The organism is Acidobacteriota bacterium (assembly GCA_012517875.1).
Taxonomy (GTDB): Bacteria; Acidobacteriota; JAAYUB01; order JAAYUB01; family JAAYUB01; genus JAAYUB01.
In genome coordinates this window covers 1-15,328 of record JAAYUB010000118.1, presented here as the reverse complement: position 1 = coordinate 15,328, position 15,328 = coordinate 1, and the positions used below count along the sequence as shown (strand labels likewise).

General features: G+C 64.8%; 13 protein-coding genes. 4 read left to right on the top strand and 9 right to left on the bottom strand.

The annotated features are described in order from the left end of the window. Window positions 1–45: 45 nt before the first annotated feature. Genes GX414_12695 through GX414_12685 form a run of 3 tightly spaced genes read right to left on the bottom strand, consistent with a single transcriptional unit; the run spans window position 46 to window position 4,306 of the window. Complete coding sequence (locus GX414_12695) at window positions 46–984, bottom strand: ABC transporter permease (GenBank protein NLI47956.1); 939 nt, start codon at window positions 982–984, stop codon at window positions 46–48. Then, window positions 981–2,234: an STAS domain-containing protein gene (locus tag GX414_12690; GenBank protein NLI47955.1), complete on the bottom strand. Its 1,254-nt coding sequence runs from the start codon at window positions 2,232–2,234 to the stop codon at window positions 981–983. The genes GX414_12695 and GX414_12690 overlap by 4 nt, the downstream gene beginning before the upstream one ends. Further along, window positions 2,234–4,306, bottom strand: a complete 2,073-nt coding sequence (locus GX414_12685) for a hypothetical protein (protein NLI47954.1) — start codon at window positions 4,304–4,306, stop codon at window positions 2,234–2,236. The genes GX414_12690 and GX414_12685 overlap by 1 nt, the downstream gene beginning before the upstream one ends. Window positions 4,307–4,454: 148 nt before the next feature. On the opposite strand from GX414_12685, the gene trpS reads away from it, so the two are divergent. After that, complete coding sequence (trpS, locus tag GX414_12680; GenBank protein ID NLI47953.1) at window positions 4,455–5,453, top strand: tryptophan--tRNA ligase; 999 nt, start codon at window positions 4,455–4,457, stop codon at window positions 5,451–5,453. On the opposite strand, the gene rsmD is transcribed toward trpS, so the two are convergent. The 4 genes from rsmD to GX414_12660 are packed head-to-tail and all read right to left on the bottom strand — an operon-like array spanning window position 5,448 to window position 9,791. Continuing rightward, on the bottom strand, window positions 5,448–6,020 hold the full coding sequence (gene rsmD / locus GX414_12675) for a 16S rRNA (guanine(966)-N(2))-methyltransferase RsmD (GenBank protein NLI47952.1): 573 nt from the start codon (window positions 6,018–6,020) through the stop codon (window positions 5,448–5,450). The genes trpS and rsmD overlap by 6 nt on opposite strands. Next, window positions 6,017–6,892: a hypothetical protein gene (locus GX414_12670; protein NLI47951.1), complete on the bottom strand. Its 876-nt coding sequence runs from the start codon at window positions 6,890–6,892 to the stop codon at window positions 6,017–6,019. The genes rsmD and GX414_12670 overlap by 4 nt, the downstream gene beginning before the upstream one ends. A 55-nt stretch (window positions 6,893–6,947) precedes the next feature. Next, window positions 6,948–8,390 carry a menaquinone biosynthesis decarboxylase gene (locus tag GX414_12665; protein NLI47950.1) on the bottom strand — a complete coding sequence of 481 codons (1,443 nt, stop codon included), beginning with the start codon at window positions 8,388–8,390 and terminating at the stop codon, window positions 6,948–6,950. A 33-nt stretch (window positions 8,391–8,423) separates the two neighbouring features. Further along, window positions 8,424–9,791, bottom strand: coding sequence for a HEAT repeat domain-containing protein (locus GX414_12660; protein NLI47949.1), 1,368 nt, complete (start codon window positions 9,789–9,791; stop codon window positions 8,424–8,426). A 288-nt stretch (window positions 9,792–10,079) separates the two neighbouring features. Between GX414_12660 and GX414_12655 the strand changes: the two genes are divergently transcribed. Genes GX414_12655 through GX414_12645 form a run of 3 tightly spaced genes read left to right on the top strand, consistent with a single transcriptional unit; the run spans window position 10,080 to window position 12,186 of the window. Continuing rightward, window positions 10,080–10,286 (top strand): hypothetical protein, encoded by a 207-nt coding sequence (locus tag GX414_12655; GenBank protein NLI47948.1) that lies wholly within the window; start codon window positions 10,080–10,082, stop codon window positions 10,284–10,286. Window positions 10,287–10,310: 24 nt separating this feature from the next. Then, a complete protein-coding gene (locus tag GX414_12650; GenBank protein NLI47947.1) occupies window positions 10,311–11,219 on the top strand; it encodes an EamA family transporter in 909 nt (302 codons plus the stop codon). After that, window positions 11,206–12,186: an RluA family pseudouridine synthase gene (locus GX414_12645; protein ID NLI47946.1), complete on the top strand. Its 981-nt coding sequence runs from the start codon at window positions 11,206–11,208 to the stop codon at window positions 12,184–12,186. The genes GX414_12650 and GX414_12645 overlap by 14 nt, the downstream gene beginning before the upstream one ends. Here the strand turns inward: GX414_12645 and GX414_12640 are convergent. Both GX414_12640 and GX414_12635 read right to left on the bottom strand, forming a co-directional pair. Next, the gene (locus GX414_12640; GenBank protein ID NLI47945.1) at window positions 12,162–14,516 is read right to left on the bottom strand and encodes a hypothetical protein; all 2,355 of its coding nucleotides are present in this window, start codon (window positions 14,514–14,516) and stop codon (window positions 12,162–12,164) included. The genes GX414_12645 and GX414_12640 overlap by 25 nt on opposite strands. Window positions 14,517–14,624: 108 nt before the next feature. Further along, window positions 14,625–15,328 (bottom strand): S49 family peptidase (locus GX414_12635; protein ID NLI47944.1); only part of this gene is annotated, 704 nt, incomplete at its 5' end.

The following is a 15,328-nucleotide window of genomic DNA, read 5'->3' as shown; positions in this document are numbered from 1 at the left end:
TCGTTGGGTGACCCGCCATTGAACGTTTTGGTCAGTCCGGTGGCTTTAAGCATGTTCGGCGGCCCGTTTCCGTCGGATCAATCGCGCCAGGAGGCCGGGCAGGAACAGCGCTCCCAGCACGAATATCGCCGTGATCAGCTTCAGGTCGTTGGGCTCCAGCCCCCACCGCAGGGCGATGGCCACCAGCAGGCGGAAGAGGATCGATCCCATGACCACGCCGACCAACGCCAGCCCCAGGCGGCGCGTCCGCACCAGCGCCTCGCCGATGATCACGCTGGCCAAGCCCCAGACAAGCATGCCCAGCCCCATCTGGACGTCGGCGAAGCCTTGATACTGGGCCAGCAACGCCCCGGACAGCGCCACCAGGCCGTTGGCGATCGCCACGCCGGCCAACAGCAGGTTTCGGGTGTCCGCCCCCAGGGCCCGGACCATGACCGGATTGTCGCCGGTGGCCCGCATGGCCGTGCCGAGGTCGGTGCGGAAGAACATGAACGCCAGCAGGAGTGACGCCGTCACCACGCCCGCGCCCAACACCAGCCCCGCCACATCGCGCAGGGCGACGGTCCAGCCGAGCAGCATGACATTCTCCGGTATGCCCAAGCGGCGCGCGGCGAATTCCTCGGTCAGGGTGATCAGCGTCGGGGTCGACAGCAGCGGCACGTTGCTCTTGCCCATGATGTGCAGGTTGACGGAGTACAGCGCGGTCATGACCAGAATGCCGGCGAGCAGGCCGTGGATGCCCATCCGCGCGTGCAGCAGTCCGGTCAGTGCGCCGGCGGCACAGCCGGCGGCTGCGCCGGCCAGGGTGGCCCACGCCGGGTGGACGCCCGCCGTCAGGAGGACGGCGGTCACCGCCGCCCCCAAGGCGAAGGACCCGTCGGTGGTGAGGTCGCAGAAATCGAACAGCCGGAACGTGACGTACACGCCCAGCACCATCAAGGCAAGGAAGAAACCGATGGTTGCCGCGCTGATGAGCAGGCTCATGGCGCGCCGCCTTCCGCAGCGATGTCCAGGCTGCCGGCCCAGATCACGCCGCGCGTGAACAGGCTGTCGCCGACACCGACGATCTCCCGATGATCCCGGACCAGGTGGAGCAGATCGAGCACGCGTTCTTCCTCGCACAGCTCCCGGACGGTATTACCCAAGTCAAGGCGCCCGCGGGGCAGCGCCCGGAAGCCGAACACCGCCGCGTGGCAGTGGGCCTGGATATCCGGTTCCGCCGCCGGCCGGAGAAATACCGCCAGCGGACCGGCCGTTCCAACCGCCGCCACCCCCGCCACCAAGGTGAGATGTCGCGCGTGTTCCCGCTCCGGCGTGAACGCCAGCCAGTCACGGACCGCCGGAAACTCAAACGGATTGTCCAGCCCGGAATCGCTGGCCGGCGACCGCCGCAACGCCGTCCCCACCAGGCCGGCGGTCTCGGCCAGCATCACCAGACCCGCCGCCGGCTCGTCCAGGATATTCAAGACGGCGGCCAACACATCCCCGAGGGTCACCGCCCCGGCCGGTCCCACCGCCTGGAACCGGACGAAGTGGTCGAGCCCCCCATCAACCACCAGGGCGTAGAGAGCCACCACTTCGGGCACCAGGCCGCCGCGCGCGACCATGAAGTCGGGCACACCCGAACCGTCGGTGGGGCGGCAGACCGCCACGCCCCCGGCGGCCAGAAATTCGCCGAAACGTGGTCGACACTCCGAATATCCGGGCCCGAAGGCGCCAAGCCCCACGGCCAGGGTTTCGGTCGGCAGTGACAGCCGCGCCGCCGCGTCGGGGCCATAACCCCCCACTGCCAGACGTTCCGGATCTCCCACCCGCCGGCACGTCAGATGCCCGGACGTTTCAGGCTCATGGATCTCGAACGCCAGTGGTCCCACCGAACGGAATCGCGACGCCGCCAGCGTTTCGGAATCGCCGGCTCCTTCGCCGCCCGGAAAATCCGAAGCCAGCATCGCCCACAACCCGCTGATTTGCAGAAGATTGGCAACCGGTTCCGAAGCCGCCCGGACGCCGAACGTCCCGCCACAGCCTTTCAGGCGGTTATAGAAACGGACCAACAGACCGATGCCCGCCGAGCTGATGAAATCCACCCCGCTCAAATCCACCCGTACGTGATATTCGCCGGCGCGGACCGCCTCGTCCAGGTCCGATTCGAGCTGGTCCGCACGGCCGGCATCGAAGCGGCCGCTGATCCGGAATTCAAAACCCTCGGCATGGCGCACGCGTTGGATGTCCATCACCGCTCCATCACCTGATCGGCACGCTGGAGCAGGGCGGGCGGAATGACCAATCCGCACCGGGCCGCATTTGGCCGGTGCACGAGAATCCGCGTCCGGCTCACCAGTTCAATGGGAATCCCGGCCGGCGGCTCCCCGCGCATGATCCGGACAGCCAGCCGGGCCATGTCTCGTCCCGCCTGCCGGTAGTCCCGCGTCACCCCCACCGCGGCCGCGCCCTGCACCACCGGCGTGGACGTGAAGGCGAACAGCGGCGTCCGCGATTCCAGGGCCACCCGGCTCACGCCGGCGAAGGCGATCTCCAGCAGGTTGCTGGTCACCGGACAGAGGGCGTCCACGTTCCGATCCACCACCGATCGGGCCGCATCCAGCACCTCGGTGCCTGACGACACGCCGGCCGGCACCAGTGCCATGCCCAGCCGGCGAAGTTCCGCCTCAAATGCGTCCTTGTTGTAGATGGAGTTGTCCTCGTTCGTCACAAACAGCGTGCCGATCCGCCGTGCTGCCGGCAGGCACTCCCGGATGACCCGGGCCATTCCTTCATAGTCGGATCGGGTGCTGATCCCGGTGACGTTGGGCAAGTGGTCGGTGAAGCTGCGGCCCGCGCCCGCACGCACGGGATCAGCCACCACACCGAACACAATAGGCAGGCGGCGCTCCTTCTTGACCAGCGTCTGCAGCGTCGGGGTGGAGTGGGCAAGCAACAGATCGGCGCCATCGGTCACGGCCGCGTCAGCCAGGGCGATCAGCGTGGGCAGGTCGCCCTGCGCACAATGACGGCGCAAAGTGAAGTCGCGTCCTTCCACCAGGCCCATCTGCCCGAGGGCCTCCCGGAGGCCGGCCTCCGAGTCGGCCGCGATGGACGACTCGTTGTAGTTGAGCAGGTGCAGCCGCCAGCACCGCCCGCCTGCTGCCCAGACGGTCCTATAGTCAGCCGATACCGTTGACACACTCTCGGAATCCCGCAACGTCCGCAATACGGATGGATCCGGATCCGGCCGGATATGCGGCCCGGTATCGTCGACGACCAGGGACGCCGCCGCCAACACGTCGGGAGCAATCTGCCACTTCCCGCCCAGGGTCGCCATTACCGTCCGGTTCACGCTGAGCTGGGGGGGCACCAAATTTTCAATGGGCACCTCAGCCGGCACCAGCCCGTTCAACACGCGGCCCGCCAGACGGCCCACCTCGCGGCCGACCACGGCGTAGTCGGCGCCGAGGCCGAACAACGCCCCCATCCTCACATGATCCGGCGTGTTGACGAACACGGGGATGCGGGCCTGTGACGCCGCGGAAACGACTTCGCCGATGGCTGTTTCGACAGTATTGTCCCCGCCGATCCAGATGGCCTCCACGCCTCGGGCGGTCAGTGACACGGCGGCCTCATGAACACCGGCGGAGTTGTCCACGGACGCCTCCAGCAGGGTGATCCCCTGTTCCACAGCGATTTCCCGGGCGATCCGCGTGCAGGTTTCGGAGCATTTTTCCGCCGGGCACCACACGGTTCCCACGGTGCGCAGCCGGGGATGGATCCGCTTGGCCAGACGGAAGATTTCACGAACCGGCTGGAACGTGCCGATGCCGGCCAGGTGGAGGGGATGATCCAGCGGGTCCCGGGTCCCGATGCCCACGCCCGCACCGACGGGATCCGTAACCATCCCAAACACGTGAGGGACGCGGCCATCGCGGTTGGCTGCCGCCAGTGTCTGCAACGCAGGTGTCGTCAGGGTGATCGCCAGGTCGAAGTCGCCGTGGACGATTCCGTGGGCGATCGTGCCGGCGGTGGGCAGATCGTTTTCGGCGTTGAACAGCTGCAGTGTCAGCGAACGGCCATTCACAAACCCTTCATCGGCCAGGCCGGCCAGCACTCCGTCACGGCTCAAATCCACACCGGTACGGCTGGAGATCTGGAAGATGGCGACGCGTGGTACATCACCGCGTACCCGTTGCCGATTCGGCCAGTCCGAGACGAGCAACACCCCGGCGGCCGCAGCGATGAGACCGAAACCCAGCGCCAGCCGCCGGATGGCATAGGCAGCGACCGATCCCTGCCCGAGGTTCTGACGCGCCATGTTTGCACCCGTCCGTTGATTCAGTGTGTATGATTGTAACTTCTCCGCACCGGCCGATCAACCACCGTCCACAGAACGGACGGGAAACCTTTGACAACGGGCGTGAAAATGCCTATCTTGGGGGCTTGAATTTGCGCCGGAGGAACACATGACCGAGGCAACGGTACCGCGCCAACGGGTCTTGTCGGGGATCCAGCCGTCGGGACAACTCCATCTGGGCAACTATTTCGCCATGATGAAGCGCATGATCGAGTTTCAGGCCCACCATGAACTGTTCTGCTTCATCGTCAACTACCATGCGCTCACCACGGTTCAGGACGGCAAGACTCTGCGCCAGGGCACGTTGGATGCCGCCATGGATTTCCTCGCCCTCGGTCTGGATCCCGAGCAATCCATCTTCTGGGTTCAATCTGACGTGCCCGAGGTGACGGAGTTGACGTGGATCCTGTCCTGCGTCACATCCATGGGCCTGCTGGAGCGCTGTCACTCCTACAAGGACAAGATTGCCCGCGGCCTGATCCCCACCCACGGCTTGTTCGCTTACCCGGTGCTGATGGCCGCCGACATCCTGCTGTACCAGGCCCACCGCATCCCCGTGGGCAAGGACCAGAAGCAGCACGTGGAGGTCACCCGGGACATCGCGGAGCGGTTCAATAACGTGTTCGGGGACACGTTTGTTCTGCCCGAACCGGCCATCGACCCGGATGTCGCCGTGGTACCCGGCCTCGATGGCCAAAAGATGAGCAAGTCGTACGGCAACACCATCGAGATCTTCGCCGACGAGAAGGTGCTGCGCAAGAAGGTGATGGGCATCGTCACCGATCCCACGCCGGTGGAGGCGCCGAAGGACCCCGACAAGTGCACCGTGTTCGCTTTGTACCGACTGTTCGCGACGCCGGATGAACTCGCCGACCTGGACCGGCGCTACCGAGCCGGCGGCATGGGTTACGCGGTGGCCAAGGAGATGTTGTTTGATAAGATCCGGACGTATTTTGCGCCTTATCGGCAGCGGCGGCTGGAGCTGTCCGCCCAGCGCGACGCCGTGGAGCAGATCCTCGCCCGGGGCGCCGAAAAGGCCCGGGCCATCGCCCGGCCCACCCTGCGCAAGGCCCGTCGCAAAACCGGGCTCGAATACGTCAAATCATGAGTCCGAGTCCGGCGGCTGCCGCCGGACATAGAAGCTGAGCGCCGAATCGCCGTGCCGGACGGTCCGGACACACTCCAGCCCACCGGAGGCCGCCGGCACCATCACCTTCTTGAAATGATTCACCGTCACCAGCCCGCCGGGAGCCAGCAGGCTCGAACCGGCCACGACCGCCAGCGCCTGGTCGTACAATCCTTCAAAATAGGGCGGGTCAAAGTAGATCAGGTCAAACTGTTTTCCGTCCCGGGCCAGCCGGGGAATCTGCACCAGGACATCCCCTCGAATCACCCGCACGCCATCTTCGACCCGGCAGTGCGCCAGATTCTTCCGGAGATACTTCAGCGACCGCTCGCTCATCTCGACGAACACCACCTCCGCCGCCCCGCGGCTGAGCGCCTCAAGTCCCATCGAGCCGCTCCCGGCGCACAGGTCGAGGAATCGGGCGCCGCCGATGAGATCCCGGACGATGTCAAAGTAACATTCGCGCAGTTTGCCGATGGTGGGCCGGATGCTCAGATCCGGCGGCAGGAACAGCTGGCGCCCCCTGAGGCGGCCGGCAATGATCCTCATGGTTGCTCCGAGCCCGCGGCGTCGGTGTCGTCGGGGCGCCGGAAGGCGGCGGGTGCCGGATCCTTGAAATCGGGCATCTTCTCGAAATACGGCACCACGTCTGGATAGAGCGGATTGGGCTGATAGCCCCATTCCAAAAAGTCAATTTTGAAAAACCCTTTATACCGGGAGATGCGTGAATTGCCGTCCGCCCGGCAGGCCTGGGGAACCGTTACGCCGTTGGGCAGGGTTCGGTATTCCACCTGCGCATGGAGTTCCACGAGGCCGTCCAGATTGTCATCCAGCAGTTCGAAATGGTGCAGCCGGTCGACGACCAATCGAACGGGGTGACCGCTGACCGGATCCACGTAGAACACCCCCTCCACCAGCGGCTCTGCATCGGAGTGGGGGTAGATCCGCAGGATCCGGCACTTCCGTTCGTCGATCACCGCCTCGCCGAGGTCGGTGATCTCGAACAGTCCTTTCCGCTCCGGATAGAGAGGAAAGAACAGCAGCTCGAGGAAGCGGGGCGCCCCAAACACGTTTCGGCTGGATTCGGAAACGGCTTTGGGCTTGAGCTTGCCGTCGGTGTCCGACACCAGACGGGCGATGACTTCCCGGTCCTTGTCGGCGCTCACTTCCGCCACCGACAACCGCTGGTAGATCGAATCCGCGTAGACGCCTTCCGGCGTGCGCTCCTTGAACCGCTCCACGTACAGCCGCTGGAAATAGACACACCGGTCGCGGAAGAAGCTGCCTCGGTGCTGGGCGTTGGCCAGGTTATCAATGAGCTCGGCCAGACTCGGCGGACTCCCGTCGACGGCCCCCTGGGCTACGAGTACCGCCGGCATCACGGCCAGCAGGACAACGGCGATCAGAATGCTGCGGATCATGGTTCGCCTCCAAGGCATCATGCAGGGATGGTCCGCCTGCGGGCGCATCGGCGGGTCAGCGCCAATAGCGTTCCCACTTGCCGTCGACGAGGGCCCGGATCTCCGGGTTCATACGGACGGGCTCTGGCCAGGCCCGGGTAAAACCTTCGCCGGGCCATTTGCGAGTCGCGTCAACGCCCATCTTTGATCCGAAGTCGGGCAGGCGGGACGCGTGGTCCAGGCTGTCCACGGGACCCAGCACGAACTCCGTGTCCCGTTGCGGATCAATGTGGTTCAGCGCCGCCCAAGCAGTCTCGCTCAGATCCTGGATGTTGACCGTATCGTCCACCACCAGGATGCATTTGGAGAACATCGCCTGTCCAAGTCCCCAAATGCCGTGCATCACCTTGCGCGCGTGTCCCGGATACGCTTTGCGGATGGCCACAATGATCAAATTGTGGAACACGCCTTCAAACGGCAGGTGAATGTCCACGATTTCGGGAAATTGTTTTCGGATCACCGGCAGAAGGATCCGCTCGATGGCCTTACCCATCCAGCAGTCCTCCATGGGCGGGCGCCCGACGATGGTCGTGTGATAGACCGGCTGGCGCTTCCGGGTGACGCACTGGACGTGGAACACCGGATAGTCGTCCGCCAGCGAGTAAAAGCCGGTGTGGTCGCCGAACGGACCCTCCCGCTGCAGTTCGCCGGGCTGCACGTAACCCTCGAGCACGATCTCCGCCGAGGCCGGCACTTCCAGATCAACCGTCCGGCAGGGGACCATCTCCACGGGACCGCCGCGCAGAAATCCGGCGAAAAGCATCTCGTCGAAATCCTCGGGCAGGGGCAGGGTGGCGGCGAAGGTGACCACTGGATCGGCCCCGATCGCCACGGCAACCTCCAGGCGGCGGCCGTCGCGGAGACACCTGTGGTAGTGGTGAGCGCCTCCCTTGTGAATCTGCCAGTGCATGCCGGTGGTCGTGGCGTCGTGCAGCTGCATCCGGTACATGCCGCAGTTGCGTTTGCTGGTGACCGGATCCCGCGAGAACACCAGCGGGAGGGTGATGAAGCGGCCGCCGTCGTCGGGCCAGCACTGCAGTACGGGCAGGTCCGCCAGGGAGAACCCTTCGGTGAGGACCACTTCCTGACAGGGCCCGCTGCGAACAGTCTTCGGGAAAAAATTGGCTAGATCCGCGAGCTTCGGCAGCATCCGGATCTTGTCCGCCAGCGACGCCGGGCTCCTGAACTCGAGCAAATCCTGAACGCGCGCCGCCACGGCGTCGAGGTCGGGCGCGCCCAGGGCCAGGCACATCCGCTCCAGAGTGCCGAACGCATTGATCAGAACCGGGATCTCCGATCCCTGAACGCTCTCAAACAGGAGCGCCGGACCGCCGGCCTTGACTACCCGGTCGGCGATCTCGGTGATCTCCAGTACTGGTGACACGCTCTCACGGACGCGCCGAAGCTGGCCCGCCTGTTCCAGAGCCGTGATGAATTCATGCAGATCGCGATACGCCACGCGCGCGCTCCATTCCCTCGCTGGCCGCACCCGTCAGAGGCCTTGCCGCGCCTGGATCCGCCGGACCGCCACCATCGCCGCCGACGCCACATTGGCGTCGCTGTCGTGGGTGTATGACTGGACTTCGGCCAGATTCTGCACCGCCCCCGCCACCCCGACAGCTTCGAGGATGCGAATGCGGGTCTTGCCCTTGCTGGCACGAAGATGCGGGTACAGGTCGGCCAGCTGATCGGGCGTCAGTTCCACAAGATAGCTGAACATCTGGTCGCCGTGTTTCATGCCGCCCAGCTCACGCACCATGTCCTGCAACCGCTCCTTGTGACCCAGACGATAGAACGCATAGGCGAGCGCCAGCTGAAATCGCTTCCCCCGGGCGCCGGCGGAGCGCTCCACCAGCACCGGCTCATACTGGGGATCGGCCAACCGGGCCAATCCTTCTGCTGCGGCAACACGGAAATCCTCCTTATCGTGCCGCAGTGCCGGCAGGTACAACTTGGCCGCCCGGTCATCGCCTATCAGGGCCAGCGCCTGCAGGCATTTGATCTGGAGGTCATCGGACGAGGAAGCGGGGATGACGCCAAACACCTTTTCGCGTTCCTTGATCCCCATCTGGTAGATGTCCATGACGGCATCCACCGACTCCTTGCAGCGCAGCAGGCCGCTGGTGAGAATCGCCTCGTCGTGAACCGCCTTGTCGGGATCGTTCACGTACGGAACGAGCCGGCCGCACGCGTCCGGGTCGCCGATCTTGTAAAACGAGCGGAAGTATTCAATCTTGATGCCGTTTTCCGGTTCCCGGGACAAGACATCCTTCATCTGCGGCAATGCCGCCCGACCCCGGAGGGTGCCCAGGCCCATCACGGCGGCCTTGCGCACGCCCGTTTCGGGATCCTCAAGTCGCTGGGCCAGGGCCCGGACCGCATCCGCCGAGACGGGTACGTACGGTTCCACCACCAGCGTGTTGTAGTCGCTGTCGAACGGGTTGAGGAATTCGATCACCTTTCGCGTTCCAGCGACAAAGCCGCTCTCGTCGACCACGTAGACCTCCAACAGGGCGGCGATCGCCTTCTGGCGGATGTTGGCTTCAGAATCCGCGGTGAGGGTGATGTAGGTATGCAGCGCGCGGGGGTCACGGATCTTCGCCAATGCTTCGAGCACCGCCAGCCGGACGGACGGTTGAGGATCGGCCGCCGCCTCGATGAGCGCCGGGACCGACTGGTTCAGCTTGTGGACGCCGAGCAGCCGGGCCGCTTCCACTCGCCGGTCCGGGTCTGGATGCTTCAGATCGTAAATCAACCCGTCGATACTGACCTTGCGGGTTTGGGTTTGGGCCTGGGCCACAACCCCCGTCACCGTTGCCCCGCAGAAGAGCAGCAGCAGAATCAGGTGCAGTTTGCGCACGGCGTGTCTCCTTTGACGCGGCACCGGCCGGCTGGCCGCGCCGTCTGACGATCTCCCCCGGTTCCGGACCCGGGCCGGTCGCGCCCGGGGTTCATGGTGTCGCCTCATTATAGGGGAGCCTCCCGCCATGTGCAAAATGTTTCAGCCGGCGGACTCGTTCTCGGAGCGCCGTCCCCGTGTCCCGGCCGGGAGATTCTTTGCCTCTGCCGGCGTGAATGTGGTATACATGAGGCGCGCCGCAGCCGCCCCGCCATGCGGGCAATCCGTCGCCCGCGGTGCGCCACGCTCATGTCCACAAACACACTGATCAGTTACGTTTTTTTAATCGCCGGCCTGGTGGATTTTGTTGTCATCCCGCGCGTCCTGCTCGGCGTCTGGCGACGGAACGGCCCGCCGGAAGCCACGCAAACCAAGCTGATTCGGATGCTCCGATACAGCGGCCTGGTTCTGATAGTCATCGGTGTGCTCTTTTTCTACCAGATCTTGAGCGTCTGACCCGAATCTGCCACGGTTGCACCCATGCCCGCAACGCTTGCCGCCAACCGACTGGAAATTGGCATTTTCTTTCTGTTGTGTCTGTTCTGGGGCACCACTTGGCTTGCCATCAAGCTGTCTCTGACCACGATCCCGCCCGTGTTCGGCGTCGCCATCCGCTTTGCCGTTTCGGCCGCCCTGCTGCTTGTCCTGGCGCGGCTCCGCAGCGAAGCCATACCCCGGGACCGCAACACCCATCTCAGCATTGCTGTCGTCGGCACGTTTTCATTCTGTGTCAGCTACCTGCTGGTCTATATCGGCGAACAATGGATATCTTCGGGGCTGACGGCAATCGTGTTCGCGACGTTTCCGTTCTACATCGCCCTCCTGGCCCACTTCGGCCTGCCCGACGAACGGCTGGGTGTGCTGAAACTCGTTGGAGTCGTTATTGGTTTTGTCGGTATCTTTGTGCTGTTTCGCCAAGAGCTGGGCGGCAGCGAATCCCCGCTGGGCGTAATGATGATTCTCGGCGCCAGCCTGGCTTCCGCCGTCAGCAACATCGTGGGTAAGCGCCTGCTGCTGCGCAACACCGTGCCGCTGGTGATGTTCAACGGCCTGGGCATGCTGTACGGGAACATCCTGGTCTGGGTTATCTGGCTGCTGGCTGAACGACGGACGCCCAGCGCATGGACCGCCGAGGGGGTGCTGGCTACGCTCTACCTGGTGATCTTTGGCACGGTCATCTCGTTCATTGCTTACTATTGGCTGCTGAAGCGGGTGGATACCACTCGGGTGGCGATGATGACCTTCATCACCCCCATCGTGGCGATGATCGCCGGCTGGATCTTCCTGCGCGAGGCCGTCTCGCCATCCTTGCTGGCCGGCTCCGCCCTGATCCTGCTGGGCGTTTTCTGCACCTGGGCCGGATCCCGGAGGCCGCATGGAGCGCATTAAAAAATTCACCGCCGGACCCGACGACGCCGGGCTGCGCGTGGATCGCGCGGTTCTCTTCCACGTGGACGGCGTCAGTCGCGCCCTGCTGCAAAAGACCATCCATGAGGGCCTGCTCACCGTGAACGGACTGCCGGTGAAACCGAGCGCAACGCTGCGGCCCGGCGACAAGGTGGTTCTCCGCCTGACGCCCCGTGAGCCGCTCCGGATCCAGGCCCAGGCGCTGCCGCTCGAGATCATGTACGAAGACGAGCGGCTCATCGTGGTCAACAAGCCCGCCGGCCTGGTGGTGCACCCGGGCGCGGGCGTGGCCGACGGAACGCTGGCCAACGCACTGGTCCACCATTTCGGACGTCTGCCGGGCACCGAGTCCCTCCGGCCCGGCATCATCCACCGCCTGGACAAGGAAACATCCGGGCTGCTCCTGGTCACCCGGACCGAGGAGAGCATGCTGCGACTGTCGGCGATGTTCCAGAAGCGCGAGATTTATAAGGAGTACGTTGCGCTGGTGTACGGCGCCATGGAGGCGCCGCACGGGATCATCGACCTGCCCATCGGCCGGCACCCCGTCCATCGCATGAAGATGACCGTTCACGCACCGCGGGGGCGGGCTTCCCGCACCGAGTGGTTCGTGGAGCAGACGTATGCCGGCCTGACGCTGCTGCGCGTGGTGCTCCACACGGGCCGAACCCATCAGATCCGCGTCCACCTGTCGGCCCGGAGTCATCCCGTCGTCGGTGACACCCTGTACGGCGGCAACCGGCCCATCCGGATCCGGCAGGGCGGCGCCGTGCGGACCATCTCCCTGCCCGGCCGCTTTTTCCTGCACGCCCGGCGGCTGCGCTTTCTCAATCCCTGGACGGGCCAGGAAATGGAATTTCACGCCCCCCTGCCGGACGACCTGGCGCGCTTCCTCGATCGCCTGCCGCCGCCGGAGCCCGCTGCTCAGAGCCGCCGCTTCAGAAGATAGAGATCCGCGGCGGAAACGCCGCCGCTGTTGTCCAGGTCTCCCTCGGCCGGATCGATGGCCCCGGCAGGCACATTGCCGGCCAGATACCCCGCGAGCAAGGCCAGATCAGCCGCCGTCAACACGCCGTCGCTGTCCACGTCGCCGGTGGCGTACCGCCGGCACGTCCGCACCGACAGCGTCACCGACCAGCCCGTGATCGTCCCGGCATCCGGTTGCCGTTCATCCACCGCCGCCAGGCCCCACAGGCCCTCGGCTGCCACGCCGCGCAACACATCCAGAGAGCCTTCAGGGCGATATTCGCCCGTGAACGGCGCCTGACCCGCGGTGATGACGGTACCGGCCTGCTGGTCAAAAACCGTGTGGATGTAATCATCCCCGGACCCGCCGTTCCCGCTGGACAGTTCGACCATCGTCCCGTCCGGACCAAACAGAGACAGTATCAGATCGCTGACATAGGGATGCGCGACGTCCACCTGGACCGTCACGGCGGCCACCGCGCCCTCCAAATCAGGCACGGCGATCCAGGTGACGGTTCCGGCGGGATCGCCGTCCGGGATCGGTCTCGGAACATCGGCTGCATTGAACGTCCATCCCGTTTCTTCACCCAGCACGGCAATGAACGTGTCCGTCGCCGACCCCTGACTGGACTCGACGATCACCCGCAACACGACTTCCGCCGCGCACGATGCCCCTCCGCTGATCTGAAAGCGCAGGTCGCCGGCGGCGACTGCGACGACGGCGCCGGGAGCCAGCATACCTACTGCCGCGGCGCCGCTGCGGACAGAGGCCGGACCATCGGCCACTTCCAGCGTGACGGACACATCATCGACAGACTTCGTGCCGCCATTCCTAACGGAGAGCGCCACACCCCAGGTTTCCCCCGGGTCCAGGAACGCGTCGCCGTTGCCTTCGATCTCCGCCACGCCCACGTCGGCAAGCTCCAGCCTCGCCAAGGCGGCCATGGATACATCCACGCGGGTCGCCGGACCTTCTTCGACCACGACCCCGTCGACCACCGCCGGCTGGTAGCCGTCGGCTTCGAACTGCAGCCGATACACTCCGGGCAGGAGGCAGCGGTGAAAATCGCCCACGTCGGGATCGGTGTAGAACGGCATGTCCCGGCCCGTCACGGTGATAACGGCTGCCACGGGTAGCCCGGAATCGGCGTCGGTCACCAGACCGCGAACGCCCCGGTGACACTCCGCCAGGTAGGCGACCATGCTCGTCCGGTTGTCTTCCCAAAGTTCGTCCAGGGCGGCGGCATCTGGCCATTTGTCATTGCTGATCTCACCCGTCAGGTCCATACAGCCCATCCAGTTGTAGCTCCAGTCCTGGAGTCCGCCAAACAGCGCGTACCAGTCGTTGCCGTTGGTGATGCCATGTTCGAAGTAGGGGCTGTCCCACATCGGCGGATTGGCCGCTGCGTACGTCTCGGCGAGATGGATGAACACGTCGTCGTCGGGGCAGGCGGCATACATGCCCGAAGGGAGCGTGGAGCTGTCCCAGGGATAGTTCATCACCAGGGCACCACCGTGAAAATTGGCGGATATCACCGGGCTGTGATCACCGAAGAAGGTCATGACGCGCAGCGTTTCCGCTTCGCGGCCTGTCGGCGTGTTGTCAGGGTCGGTGATCCGGTCCGGAAAATCTCGGTTAAGATCCACACCGTTGGCGTTGTACCGGGATCCCAAAGCGTTGCCGTCAGGGTTGAGCAGGGGGAGGATATAGATCTCCGTTTCGTCAACCAGCTCGGTGATGGCGACATCCACGCCGTACTGGTCGATCAGGTGACGGCAGAGATAGATGAGCATTTCCGTACCGACGGGTTCGTCACCGTGGATGGTGGAGATATAGCGACACTCCGGCTCGTCCTCCTCACTGGCCGGGTGATCGGAAATCTTCAGCACCCAGAGCTCCCGGTTCTGGACTGAGCGACCGGCCGAGAGCAAAAGGCAGATGTCGGGTCGGCTCGCCGCCAGGCTCTGGAGCTCCGCGGTCAACTCGTCGTAATCATGGTACGCCTCCAGGGGATCACCCGAATGCTTCCCCTGCGCCAGAAGGGTGCGGAACCGTTCGGCGGCCGGGTCGGCTTCCCAGGCGATAGCCAGCCCCAAGGCGCTTGTTTTCTCGAATTCCTCAGAACTGACATAGACATGGACGGTCCGGCCGTCCACGCGGTCGATATCTGCGCCCAGCTTCTGCAGCAGCCAAATGTCAGTCGGCGCCGTGATGTCCACTCGTGCCGTCCGGCGCACCACCGCGCCCGACGTCGCTTGCAGAATCACGATCAGCGCCAACCAGAAATACCGCTGGATGTGCAGGGCTGTCATGGGATGCTTGCCCGCTTTTCAGAATCCGACAGGTACCGGCCACCCGACCCGCCAGGCGGCCGGCGACAAACGGGGCGGGCGCGCCGCGCCCCGCCCCGGGAAATCATCTCAGTGGATGTCCAGCGCGTATGGCATTACCGCCAGCATGGCTCCAGGACCCGGCAGGACAAACCGCCCGAGGAAGGCCAGATCCTGGCGCAAGCCGGGGTGAACCCTGGCCAGCTGCGTCTCCGCCATGGATTCCATGATCTGCTCGAACAGCTTCTTTGGCACGGGATATTCCACGATTCTCACAGACCGGCCGGCCGGGATCCCCGCCTCTTTTTTGGCGACGGCAACGGCCGCTTCGAGGCCGCCCAGGTCGTCCACCAGACCATGCTGAATGGCTTCCGAACCGAGCCAGACGCGCCCCTGAGCGAACGGTTCCAGTTCCGCAAACTTCTTTTTTCGGCTGTCGGCCGCCTTCTGCACGAACCGCTCGTAGAAGCCGCGGGTCATGGCGGCAAAACGTTCTCGCTCGGCCGGCGTCATCCCGCGGGTGTCGTCCATCATGTCGGCCCACTGGCCGCGTTTGACGGTCTCAAACCGGAGCTGCAGCCAGTCGTACATCCCCTTCATGTTGAACTTGGCATTGACTACGCCGATGGAACCCGTGATGGTGGCGGGTTCCGCAACAATCCGGCGGCAGCCCATGCCGATGTAATAACCGCCGGAGGCGGCCACATCAGACATGGACGCGATGACCGGCTTTTTCTGATCGGTGATCCGCAACTCCCGCCACATCAGGTCGGAGGCGATGCCGTCACCGCCGG